The following is a 12,014-nucleotide window of genomic DNA, read 5'->3' as shown; positions in this document are numbered from 1 at the left end:
CGGTACCACTCGATCTCACTGAGCCCGGCGGCGGCGAACGCCGCGAGAACCTGGGCCTGGTCGTGCAGCACGAAGTCGATCTCGACCGGTTCGCCGACGAACTCGGTGACCCGGCGCACCTCGTCCCCGGCGTGGACGGCGACCGCGAGCACCCCGCCCGGGGTCAGCGTGCGGGCCAGCGCGGCGATCGCCGGCGCCAACTCCGAACCGGCCAGGTGGACCAGCGAGTACCAGGCCAGCACCGCGCCCCAGCCGGCGGCCGTCCGTGGCTTGAGCAGGCTGAACAGGTTGCCGACTTGGAAGTCCAGGTCGGGGAACTCCCGGGACGCCACCGCCACCATCTGCGGCGACAGGTCGATGCCGCTGACCGTGGCGCCGGTGTCGGCCAGGAAGGCCGCGACGTGTCCCGGGCCGCAGCCGACGTCCACGATCGGATCGGAGCCGGCCAGCGAGGCGATCCGCTCCAGCAGCCAGACGTCGAACGGTCGCTCGGTGAGTTCGTCGCCGAGACGTTCGAAGTAGGCGTCGGCGATCTGGTCGTAGGTGCCGCGTACCTGTTCGTCGCGGGTGTCGGTGCCCTCGGCGAGCACCACGTCCCGATCGACCGCGGCGGCGGCCGGAGTCGCGCCGGCCGACTCGGCGACCGGACCGAGCAGATGCACCCAGCGCCGATCCTGCTGGCCCGGACGCCGCTCCAGCTCGCGCACCAACGGTTCGGGCAGCGCGGCCATCCGGTGCAGCACCTGCTCGACGGCGTCCCGGTCGGCGAACGAATGCAGCCGCTCGGTGCGGGTCTTCAGCTCACCGGGCGCCTGCGGGCCGCGCAGCAGCAGCACGGTGAGCAGCGCGCGCTCGTCGGGTTGCAGGCTGAGCACCTCGTCGAGGAGTTGGTGGTATTTCAGCGTTCGTGAGCCTTTGCCGGCCCACACCACGCGAAGCAGGCCGCGTCCCTTCAGTTCACGCGCCGCCGTCTCGATGGTCTGGTCGTCGAAATCGGTGACCGGGTCGCGGCTGGAGGTCTGATTGCAGGCCACCCGCAGCGCGTTCAGGCTGAGCGGGTAGGTGGCGGGGACGGTGCGCTGCTTCTCCAGCAGGCTGCCGAGGATCCGTTGCTCGGTGGCATCGAGGACGGGCAGTGCCATGGCGGCAAGACTAGGCCTGTAGCTCCAGGGACTGCCAGTACGCGGGATGGGCGCGCAGCTCCGCGGTGCGTTGCGGGTTGGTGCTGCGCATGCCGAGGTTGCCGTAGCTGTCTGCCTTCCGTTCGGAGACCTGCACGTTGGCGGCCAGCACCGCGCCCGCGCGGATGCCGTTCAGCCCGGTCGTCCGCCATGGGATCTTCGCCTCCAGCAGATAACCGGTGGGGGTGAGGGTGATCGCGGCCTCCAGGGTCTGCGCGTCACGCGCCGTTTCGAACGAGGTGCGCTTGGCGTTCGGCCCCAGGATCGCGCGCTGCGGCGGGGTGCCGGCGCCGCTGGGCAGCCCGAACATGTAGTAGGCGTCAGTCGGTCTGGCCAGGTCGGACGCGGTGAGCCGGCGCTTGTCCGGGCCCAGCTCGAGAATCACCGAATCGCCACGGAAGATCTGGGTGGGCTTGCCGGGGTCGGGAGCGCGGGGAGTGGCGTCCTGGACCTGGGCGAGCAGATAGAGGGCCTGGTCGTCCCACATCAGGTAGATGTCGCCGGTGGCCTTGCTGGTGCCGGCGATCTGATGCTCGGCGTGGGACACCAGCTGCCACTGCCAATCGCCGGTGTCGCCGTCGATAGCCACCTGCCCACGCAGCGCCTTCAGCGCCGGCACCGCCCGTACCGGAGGCAGCGTGGTCGAGGGCCGGGTCGGTGTCGGCGATGTCGGACGGGTGGGCGTCGGCAGCGTCGGCTCCGGAGTGACCGGTGCTGTCGGCGACTCGACCGCGCCCGGTACGGACGCCGGGAACAGCCGGGGCCAGGCGAAGAAGACGATGATGGCCAGCACCGCCGCGACGGCGCCGAGGATCGCCCACTTCGCGCCCGACCTGGACGGCGCCGCCGGGTCGGGTGCCGGCTCGTACCCGGACGACCCGCCACCACCCGCGCCGCCGGATCCGCCGCCGGTCCAGGCGGGCGGCTCGGGTGGCTGTGGTTCGGCGGGTTGTGGCTGGGCCGTCGGCAGCCGGTGCCCCTGGTCGTAGCTCGCCCCCGGAGCGTCGGTGCCGGGCGGCCAGGGCGGGACCACCACCGGAATCACCCGGGCGCCAGCGGCGTCGGGAGCCGTCACGGGCTGATCCGCGACCGTCGGCGAGGGGTGCGACGCGACGTCGAAGATCCGGCCGTCGCTGGCCCGCAGGTAGAGCACCGGCGTGCCCCACTCGACGTCGTTGTCGTCGCTGAACACCGCGACCCGGGCCTCGGCCAACGCCGCGTCGATCGGGTAGCCGTCCGCCAGCGCGCTGTAGAACTCGGCGCTGAACACCGTCGCGGCCTCGTCGGTGATCTCGAACTGCATCGCGACCACCGCCGGAATGCCCTGCGCGACCAGGCTTTGGGCGACCCCGCCGAACGGATCGGCCGGGGACTGCCGGGCACCTTCGCAGGCGTTCAGCACCACCAGCCGCAGCTTGTCCTGGTCGTGGATCACCGTCGCCAGCGCCGAACCCGAGACCAGGTGCGCCAGCTGATGGTCGTCCTCGAAGGCGAGCATGCCGTCGCCGGTGCGATCGTCGAAGCCGCCGTGACCGATGAAGTGCAGCACGTGCACCGGAGCCCTGCGCAGCACGCCGCGCAGGTCGGCGAGGTGGGCGTGCGGCAGCACGGTGAGCTGCACCTGGCCGGACTGCTCCAGGCCGGCCAGGGCGTGCCGGATGCGCTGCACCTCGGCGTCCACATCCAGGGTGGCGAGGTTCGTCGGCGAGCAGACCACCACCAGCACCTGCAACGGCGGCGTCACGGTCAGCGGTGGCACTGCCCGCGGCTGCTCCAGGTAACGCACCACCGGGGTCTTGGTGGACAGCACCAGGAACTGCCGCAGGCTGGCCGGGTACAGGTACTCCCAGGGCACGTCGGCGAGCTGAGGCGCCTTGCCCAGCCGGAGGCGGACGCGCAGGCCCTTGCCCTGGGCGTCCGCCTCGTCGAGGCTGCGCCGGAAGCAGGTGCCGACCTCGCCGGCGAACACCGAGTCGTACAGCGTGCTGCCGAACTGCTTGGCGACCTGCTGGGTCGGTGAGCCGAGCGACCGGACGCCGGAGCGGGTCCGGCCGAGCTTGAGAATGACGTTCTCCAGGGCGTCCGGGTTGAACGGGAAGGTCATCTCGCCGCTGGCCTCACCGCGCGGCGACGCCAGCACCGAGACTTCGTAGCTGCCGGGCGTGGCGGACGCCTCGATCTCGAGATCGAAGTCCAGGTAGTCCAGCGCAGCCACGGTCGTCTCCTATCCGGTCAGCCAACTCGCGATCTGGGTGGCCACGTCGCGCTGGCCGAAGAAGCTGCCGTGGTAGACGCCGCGGGCCTTGGGCAGCACCAGCCGGCGATCCTCACGCACCTGCATGGCGTCATCGCCTTCGTAAACACCGGCGGTTGGCACCACCAGGTCGTTGGGCAGTTCCCCGAACACCCGGTCGACCACCACGTTCTGCACGCTCTTCACCGCCATCGCCCGCCAGCCGCCGGACGGGCTGAAGTCGGCGGCGATGGCGAACTGCTCGGCCGGCAGTTCGGTGCTGTTGAAGCCGTGCAGGAAGTCACCGGCGGAATCCATCGCGGCCAGGCCCGGAATGCCGACCAGGCCGTACTTGGCGATGATCTTCACCACCACCAGCACCGAGGTCAGGGCGGTCTCCACGACCGCGGCCGGGCCGTCCGGAATCAGGTTGACCATGGTGGTGATCCGGTCGATGAACGGCACCAGGTTGTTCGGGGTGGCCAGCGCGGTGCCGTGGTTGGCGCTCGCCACGTGCACGATGCGGCGGACGTCGAACACCGGGTCGCCGCCCTGCCCGGCCAGCGCCCGGCTGACCAGGCCGCCGCGGCTGTGGCAGACGATGTCGGCCTCGATCTGGACGCCGTCCGGCACCAGTTCGCGGACCAGGTCGGCGTTGCCGATCGGATCGACGCCCAGGGTGTGGTGGTCGATGGCGGCGACGCGTCCGCCGTAGTGGTCGGACAGGGCTGCCAGCAGATCGGACGGGAAGGCGCGAAACGCGCTGTCGGTGTTGACGAAGGTGCCGTGCACGAACCACAGCGAGCGGCCGGTCGCCAACCTCTCCCAGTCGGCGTCGGCCAGGCTGGGCACGTCGCCGCTGGTGTAGTTGGCCGGGGTGAAGCTGCGGGCCCGGGCGATCCTCGACTTGGACTCCCACAGCCGGGCGGCCGCCCCGGCCAGCGGCGGCACCACCAACTCGGCCAGCGGCAGTGCCACCAGTTCGAGCACCTTGCGTCCGATCAGGCCCAGCACGCCGCGGGTCTCGGCGGCCTCGCCGGCGTCCGGCGCGCTGGCGAAGGCCGGCACGATGAACCGGACGACGTCGCCCGAGCCGCGGGTGGTGGGCGCCAGGGTGTCCCCGGAATCGACCGGGAAGTTCCAGCTCACTACGCCGTTCTCATCGACCGCGAGCAGCACCTGGGCGACGTCCTCGCCGAGATCGGGGACGGTGACCTCCATGCCGGGCACGTCCGAGACCGGTGCCCGCAGGTCACCGGCGGGCGCCTGCGGCACCGGTGCCACGTCCAAGGTGATCACCCGCAGCCGCAGGAATCCCTCCCGGGTGAGTGCGGCGTCCAGGGCGGCGCCGGAGCCGTCCACCTCGGGCGCCCGGGTCTCGGCACCGGGCGCGACGTTGTGGGCGTCGGCCCGGCCACGCAGGCCGGGAGCGCGCACGGCGATGCCCTGACCCAGGTTCACCTGCCGGGAACTGCCGTCGAGTGTGGCCATCAGTGGGTCTCCTGCCTGGTGAGGATCAATCCGGGGTGCCCGTAGTAGGCGTAGGCGAGCGGGGTGGTCTGGTTCTGCCCGTCGAGGGTGGAGAACCGGCCGCGCAGCTCACGCATCACGTCACCGACTCCACGGCCGTTGCCGATGGTCTCGGCGTAGAAGGCGAGCGCGGTGTCCTTGGCGATGGTGTCGTTGACGTTCCACAGCGGTGCCACGAACGCCCGGGCGCCGGCCCGCAGGAAGGCCGCGGCGAGACCGCCCTCGATCAGCGCGCCGCCGGTCTCGGTGGCCAGCTGGCAGCAGTTCAGGAACACCAGCGGGGCGGCGGATTTGGTGAAGCTCGAGCCGATCACGATCGACTCGTCGATGCGCACCGAGGAGTCCGACAGGATCAGGCCGCTGTTGATCGGCGAATCCGGATCGACCTCGCCGTGCGACGCCACGTGCAGCACCTGCGCCACCACGGGGTCGCCGCGGTCGGTCAGTTCGCCCTTGAGCAGGCTGGCCACCTCGTCGGCGGTCGCCTTGACCCAGACCGACGGCTGGTAGGTGGTGGTCAGCTGCTTGCCCTCCTCGATGGCCTCCTTCAGCGACTTCATGCCCGAACTCGGACCGAACTCGCCGACCACGACGGCCAGGCTGCTGACCGCCATCGATTCGGCCGGCGTCGTGCTGGGCCGGCGGATCCCGGACGGCGTCTCCGGCCCGGCCGGACGCCAGCGTCCGACGATCGCCTGGGCGCCCAGCAGTTGCGGCGCGGCCGGGTCGACCAGGGTGCGGTCGACGATGAACTCCTCATCGGTGGTGGCCAGCTCCCACGGCACCAGCGACTCCTGCGACACCAGCAGCAGGGTCGGCAGCCGTCCGGCGTCCTTGGCGATCCGCCAGACCGGGGCCAGCACCTTCCAGAACCACAGCGGCATCACGCCGGCCACCTCGGTGGCGACGCCGGCGATCCGCAGTCCCGCGGTGGGGTTGCCGTCCACCTGGGCCATCTCGCGGATCTTGCGCAGCGCGAACGTCTCAGCGGTGTCCTGTTCCAAGTGGGTGATCACCTGCTCGTCGGGCAGCTGGACGGGGTGCGGCGTGGTGAACGTCCACAGGAAGGTGCCGGCCGCCTCGCCGCGACTGATCGACACGGTCAGGTCGATCGGCACGGTCTGGTCGAGGTTGACCGCCACCTCACCGCCCGAGGTGGAGGTGGGTGCCTGCGCGGGGGCGTCCGGGGCGACCAGGATCTCGCGCCAGGCGGTGCCGATCAGCAGGCCGTTCTGGCTGTACTCGACCTCGATCCGGCCCTGCCAGGGTTCGGTGACCGCGGGCGCGGTCAGCTGGAAGTTCGCGGTATGGGCGGTGATGTCGGACGGGTCGAACACCAGATCCCGGCGCACCTGGGCGACGGTGAAGTTCTCCGCCTTGATCTGCAGGGTCAGTTGACTCGTCGAATGATCGGCGGGCACCGCGATGATCATCTTGGCGCCCTGGACGCCGGGCTGGGCCTGTTGCGACAAGCCGACGACGACGTCGAAGGTGGCCGACGGCGGCACGGTCTCGGGGACGTCGACCCGCGGGAACGCCTGCACTGATTCGCTTGTCGGCGCTGGCGCTGGCGCTGGCGCTGGTGGGGCTTCGGCGTCGGCGTCCGCGGCCATCGGCGGGGGCTCGGCGAAGTCGATGCCGCGGGTGGGTTCGGGGGGTGCTGCGTCCGGGGGCGGTGCCATCGGACGCCGGGCACCGAAGTCGATCCCGCGGCTGGGGCCGCGATCCTGTTCGAGGGGCACGCCCCACATCCAGCCGACCGGACGGCTGCCGTCGATCACCAGGCCCGTCCAGTGGCCGTCGACGACCTCGGCGTCGTCGAGCTGACGCACCTTGTCGGCGCCGTGTTCGTGAAGGTCGAGAGAGACGCCGAGCGGCATCTGGTCGTCGACGGTCGGCCCGAGCACCCGGTCGCGGTCGTCGGGGGCGAGCGAGTACCAGAGCACCGCGCCGGGCGTGCGAGGGTCCGGACGGCGCACGACCAGCATCTCGTGGGCACCGGCCAGGCTGATCACCGACCGCGCGGCCGCCACGGACATCTCGGCATCGAGCACAACCACGGGATCCATCGACGACTCCTTTTGGTCGTATGAGTTGACCTGGGTGGACGGTGATACGGACGGCTGATCTGCCGCTGACTCAGCGCGGACGCCACACCCCGCCGCTGCCAGGGCTGGGCACCGGTGAGCCGGGCGTGGGTTGGGTGGTGGTGACCGGATCGCCGAGGCTGCCGTCCGGACGCGGCACCCGGACCGTGAAGGCCACGGTGCCGAAGCTCAGCCGGAACTCGTCTGTCATGGCGTCGCCGGCGCCGGTCACGGTGTAACCGGTGACCCGGACATCGGTCAGCCTCACCTCGGTGGCCGCCGATCCGGCCCCCCGATCGTGGGTCAGCACGGCCTGGGGCAGGGCGCGCCCGGTGGCGCAGTACTCGAGCAGTCGCGGCGAGGCGCTGCCACTGCGACAGGTCAGGGTGAGGGCGGTCAGATCCGGCCGGTTGGCTCGGGCGCCGGTGCCGAACGCCCCGGTGGCGAGACTGCAGCTGAAGCTCCAGGTGTCGATCTCGATTTCGCTTTCGTGGCGGGCCGCCACCGAATCCCCGGTGATTCCGGGGATCGCCAGGTAACTGGGCATGCGTGCCTCCTACCTACGTGGTGGTCGGAAGGTAGCGCCTGGGGCTGGTTTACGGAAGGGCGTTCAATTGCCTATTTCTTGCTCGCTCGTGGAGCATCGCCGGCCGTCGGCTGACCGTGTCCCGGTCGTCCGCCGGCGCAACCGGCCGCGCGCATTACTCTGCGGCCATGACGACCTTCGCCCTGACCCGCACCGACCACCCGACGCCCGCCGACGAGCGCGCCGCGATCGTGGCGAAGCCGGTGTTCGGGGCGAACTTCACCGACCACATGGCGCTGGCCACCTGGACCGACGGCTCCGGCTGGCACGACCGCGAGATCGTCGCCCGCCGTCCGTTCGAGCTGCATCCCGGCGCGGCCACCTTCCATTACGGCCAGGAGATCTTCGAGGGCCTGAAGGCTTACCGGCAGCCGGACGGCGGGGTCGCCCTGTTCCGTCCGGAGAAGAACGCCGCCCGCTTCGTCTCCTCGGCCCGCCGGCTGGCGATGGCCCCGGTGGACGAGGCCGACTTCGTCGCCGCCGTCACCGAACTGGTCGACCTGGACCGCGAGTGGGTGCCCTCGCCGGATGGCGAGCAGAGCCTGTACATCCGGCCGTTCGAGATCGCCAGCGAAACCCTGATCGGCGTCCGGGCCGCCAAGGAGTACACGTTCTGCGTGATCGCCTCACCGGTCGGGCCGTACTACCCCGAGCCGGTGACGTTGTGGGCGACCCCGAATTACACCCGGGCCGCCGAAGGAGGCACCGGCGCGGCCAAGTGCGGCGGCAACTACGCCGCCAGCCTGGCGGCCGCCGACGAGGCCGCGGAACACGGCTGCGGCCAGGTGATCTGGCTGGACGGCGCCGAGCACCGCTGGGTGGAGGAGTGCGGCACGATGAACATCATGTTCGTCACCGCCGCCGGCGAACTGGTCACCCCGTCGCTGACCGGCACCATCCTGGACGGCGTCACCCGTGACTCCATCCTGACCCTGGCGCCCGAGCACGGACTGCGTCCGGTGGAGCGCCGGATCGCCATCGACGAGGTCTTCGAGGGCGTCAGCAGCGGTGCGATCACCGAGGTGCTGGCCTGTGGGACGGCCGCCGTGGTCACCCCGATCGTCGGCTTCGCCGCGCCCGGCGTGAACGGAAGCGATCGCCGGTTCACCGTCGGCGACGGCGCTCCGGGCACGATCAGCCAGGCCATCCGGGCCCACCTGCTCGACATCCAGTACGGCCGGGTCGAGGACAAGCACGGCTGGCTGCGCCAGGTCTAGGGACGCAGCCCAACCCGACCACCGCTGGTTGAGCTTGTCGAAACCGGTCGTTGGCTGAGTTCGACACCGTTCGTTGGTTGAGCTTGTCGAAACCCCTTGTCAGGCCTTGGAGCCGGAAGGGTCTCGACAAGCTCGACCGACGAAAAGTCAATGCTTCTCTAGAGCGCGTCGCGGCTGATCGGGCAGGACATGCAGCGGGGGCCGCCGCGTCCCGAACCCAGCTCGGAGCCGGAGATGGCGACCACCTCGATGCCGGCCGCGGCCAGCCGCTCGTTGGTCTCGGTGTTGCGCTCGTAGGCGATCGCCACCTTGGGCTCGATGGCCAGGGTGTTGTTGCCGTCGTCCCACTGCTCGCGCTCGGCGGTCACGGGATCGAGGCCGGTGTCGATCAGCCGCAGCCGTTCGATGCCCATCGCGCTGGCGGCCGCGTCCAGGAACGGACGCAGCGGCTCGACCAGGACGCCGCCGTCGGCGGACGGCTTCAGCGTGGCGGCGGCCAACCGGTGCGCCACGTTCGGGTACATCACCATGGCGTCGGCGTCGACCATGGTGCAGATGGTGTCCAGATGCATGGTCGCCCGGTCCTGATCGATCGGCACCGCCAGCACGGTGTGTGCCAGGCCCTGCGCGAACGCCGTCCGGGCCAGCCGCTCGGCACCCGCCGGACGGGTCCGCTCGCCGACGCCGACGGCCAGCACGCCCTCGGCCAGCGCCAGCACGTCGCCGCCCTCGAGGAACTCCTTGTCCCAGCCATGGATCCGCTCGGTGCCGGCGAACCGTGGATGGAACTCGTAGATCAGCTCGGTGAGCTGGGTCTCGCGCACCCGGGCCGGCATCGCCAGCGAGGTGATGGTGACCCGATCGCCGACCCAGACGCTGGAGTCGCGGGTGAACAGCAGGTTGGGCAGCGGGTCGATCAGGAACTCGTCGGAGGCGTGCAGCGCCGCCACCAGGCTGCCGGTGTCGGACACCTCATCGTTGCGCAGGCCGGCCATCAGGATCTCGGCCAGATCCTCCGGTCCCTTGTCGTGCAGCAGATCGGTCAGGTAGTGCCGCAGCGTGTCACCCAGCCGCAGGTCGGTCATGGTGTGGGCGATGGCCGCCTCGCGCGCGTCCGCGTCGGCGAGGGTCTCGATCAGCAGTTGGCTGAGGTAGAGCACCTCCACGCCCCGGCTGCGCAGCGCGTCGGCGAACGCGTCATGCTCCTCCTGCGCGCGATCGACCCAGGGCAGCCCGTCGAAGAGCAGAGCGTCGTTGTTGCGGGGGGTCAGCCGGCGCAACTCGTTGCCGGGTCGGTGCAGCATGACGGTGCGCAGCCGTCCGACCTCGGAGCGGACGCCGTGCGGGAATTGTTCAGCCATGGCCCAAACCTTAAGGGTTCGTCGCCGAGTGTCACGATGAGGCCATGAGGCAACGCGTTGCGGTGGTCGGTGGTTCCGGTCGGATGGGTGCCCGGGTGGTGCGGGCGTTGAGCGAGGCCGGCGCCACGGCAGTGCCGCTGTCGCGCCGCACCGGCTTCGATCTGACCCGGTCCGATTCGGACGACCTGACCAGATCGCTGGAGGGCATCGAGGCCGTCATCGACTGTTCGGACGCCGCCGATCACCGGCGTGCGACTTTCGAGGCGTCGGCCAAGGCGTTGAGCCGGGCGGCCACCCGGGCCGGGGTGGGGCAGCTGGTGGTGGTGTCGATCGTCGGCATCGACCGCCCCGGGCTGGCCCGGATGGGCTACTACCAGGGCAAGCTCGCCCAGGAGCGGGCACTGGCTACCGGACCGGTTCCGGTGACGGTGGTCCGGTCGACCCAGTGGTACGGGTTCGCCGACCAGGTCTATGTCGCGCTCCGCCTGGGCGGCTGGGGTCGGGTGGGACTCGCCCCGGCGATGCGGATGCAGCCGGTCGCAGACGGTGCGGTCGCCGCGCGACTGGCCCGGGCCGCAATGGAGAGCCCCGGCTCGACCAGGATCGAGCTGGCCGGTCCCGAACCGATGAGCGTCGCCGACCTGGCGCGCAGGGTGTGGCGCGCCCGCGGCGTCCGAGCCCGGGTCGCCGTGTTGCCGGTCCCCGGCCTGCCGGGCTTCACCGACGGCAGCCTGCTGCCCGGCCCGGACGCCGAACTCGACCCGACCACGGTCGAGGAATGGGCCCGGACCGAAGGCCTCAGCCGGCCAGCGGGTTGACCCAGCGCAAGCCGGGAAAGCGAGCGAAATCGGTATCGGCCGAGACCACGGCGACCCCGTGCTCGATCGCCAGCGCGGCCAGTTGAGCGTCCGAGATCAGGTTGCCGCGCAGATCGAGCTCACGGATCATCCCGCCGAGAATGCGTGCGGTCGCGTCCGAGGTCTCCGGAATCCAGCTGTTGGGCGCGTTCAACCATTGCTCGACGACCTCCCAGGCCTGATCGGGTCGTAGCGGCCGGGTGAACGCCCGCGGGTGGGTGGAGATCCGGAGGAAGGCCCCGATGGTCTGCCAGGGCAGCCCGACTCGCCGGGGGCCCGCGAACGCGTCCGACAGCCAGGCGGCGCATGCGGTGTGCTGCCTACTGGAGCGGTCGATCGAATAGAGCAGCACATTGGCGTCAAGAAGCATGACCGTCGGCCCGATCCAGATCGTCGAGCAACTCGAGCGTGTCCGCCACGCTCGTCAGGTCGACCTGTAGACCGAGGTCGTAGGAGGGGTGGACGTAGCGGAAGTCGACCCGGCGAGTTGTGATCCCGCCACGAGCGAGTTCATTGACGGCTGCGGAGAAGCCGAGGCCGCGCTCGCGCTGCAGCCGGGCGACGGCCGCCGCCACGTCGTCGTCCAGATTGACGGTGGTACGCATGGCGAAAGCCTACGCATCATGATGCGTAGGCACAAGCATCATGATGTCAATGCGAACCTTGGCCGGACCCCGAGGTCGCGTTTACGAAACGTTGAGGTCGCTCGGGCAGAGTTCCTCGTGTTGGGGGGTTGAGCCACCACACCGGGCAGGACCGGAGTCGCGATTCGGGGGGACGCGAGATCGGTCGGGGGACTGCCCGACATGGTGAGAAGGATCGAGCCGGGTCGGAACGCAAGGGAGGAAGCGTTCCGGACCCGGCTCTCCGCTTTGAGCGCCGAGCTTGGTCGTCGGTCGCGCTGGCCGTTGGTCGAGCTTGCCGAGACCCTCTTGGCCGGTTAGGAACGTCATCCCGGGCTC

At 70.7% G+C, this 12,014-nt stretch carries 10 protein-coding genes; 2 read left to right on the top strand and 8 right to left on the bottom strand.

Annotated elements, in window-relative coordinates; all coding sequences use genetic code 11:
* The 5 genes from Q0066_RS08115 to Q0066_RS08095 all read right to left on the bottom strand — a co-directional run.
* A partial coding sequence (locus Q0066_RS08115; RefSeq protein ID WP_298131849.1) for a DUF480 domain-containing protein occupies positions 1-1,142 on the bottom strand: 1,142 nt, incomplete at its 3' end.
* 10 nt (positions 1,143-1,152) lie between these two features.
* Positions 1,153-3,396, bottom strand: a complete 2,244-nt coding sequence (locus tag Q0066_RS08110) for a CHAT domain-containing protein (protein WP_298131847.1) — start codon at positions 3,394-3,396, stop codon at positions 1,153-1,155.
* Between the two features lie 9 nt (positions 3,397-3,405).
* The gene (locus tag Q0066_RS08105; RefSeq protein WP_298131846.1) at positions 3,406-4,905 is read right to left on the bottom strand and encodes a hypothetical protein; all 1,500 of its coding nucleotides are present in this window, start codon (positions 4,903-4,905) and stop codon (positions 3,406-3,408) included.
* The gene (locus tag Q0066_RS08100) at positions 4,905-7,013 is read right to left on the bottom strand and encodes a CHAT domain-containing protein (protein ID WP_298131844.1); all 2,109 of its coding nucleotides are present in this window, start codon (positions 7,011-7,013) and stop codon (positions 4,905-4,907) included. The genes Q0066_RS08105 and Q0066_RS08100 overlap by 1 nt, the downstream gene beginning before the upstream one ends.
* A 70-nt stretch (positions 7,014-7,083) precedes the next feature.
* Positions 7,084-7,578 carry a type VI secretion system tube protein Hcp gene (locus tag Q0066_RS08095; RefSeq protein ID WP_298131842.1) on the bottom strand — a complete coding sequence of 165 codons (495 nt, stop codon included), beginning with the start codon at positions 7,576-7,578 and terminating at the stop codon, positions 7,084-7,086.
* Positions 7,579-7,745: 167 nt separating this feature from the next.
* Here Q0066_RS08095 and Q0066_RS08090 point away from each other — a divergent pair, with 167 nt between their 5' ends.
* Entirely contained in the window at positions 7,746-8,834 is a 1,089-nt protein-coding gene (locus Q0066_RS08090; RefSeq protein ID WP_298131840.1) for a branched-chain amino acid aminotransferase, read from the top strand.
* Positions 8,835-8,992: 158 nt separating this feature from the next.
* On the opposite strand, the gene Q0066_RS08085 is transcribed toward Q0066_RS08090, so the two are convergent.
* Positions 8,993-10,195 carry an arginine deiminase gene (locus Q0066_RS08085; protein ID WP_298131838.1) on the bottom strand — a complete coding sequence of 401 codons (1,203 nt, stop codon included), beginning with the start codon at positions 10,193-10,195 and terminating at the stop codon, positions 8,993-8,995.
* 44 nt (positions 10,196-10,239) lie between these two features.
* Here Q0066_RS08085 and Q0066_RS08080 point away from each other — a divergent pair, with 44 nt between their 5' ends.
* On the top strand, positions 10,240-11,013 hold the full coding sequence (locus tag Q0066_RS08080) for an NAD(P)H-binding protein (RefSeq protein ID WP_298131836.1): 774 nt from the start codon (positions 10,240-10,242) through the stop codon (positions 11,011-11,013).
* Here Q0066_RS08080 and Q0066_RS08075 read toward each other — a convergent pair.
* Both Q0066_RS08075 and Q0066_RS08070 read right to left on the bottom strand, forming a co-directional pair.
* Positions 10,994-11,422, bottom strand: coding sequence for a TA system VapC family ribonuclease toxin (locus Q0066_RS08075; RefSeq protein ID WP_298131834.1), 429 nt, complete (start codon positions 11,420-11,422; stop codon positions 10,994-10,996). The two genes, Q0066_RS08080 and Q0066_RS08075, sit on opposite strands and share 20 nt — an antisense overlap.
* Entirely contained in the window at positions 11,412-11,657 is a 246-nt protein-coding gene (locus Q0066_RS08070) for a CopG family transcriptional regulator (protein WP_298131833.1), read from the bottom strand. Before Q0066_RS08070 ends, Q0066_RS08075 begins: the two co-directional genes overlap by 11 nt.
* Positions 11,658-12,014 lie beyond the last annotated feature (357 nt).

Source organism: Micropruina sp. (genome assembly GCF_027492755.1).
Classification (GTDB): Bacteria; Actinomycetota; Actinomycetes; order Propionibacteriales; family Propionibacteriaceae; genus Micropruina.
This window is presented reverse-complemented; position numbering and strand designations above follow the sequence as displayed.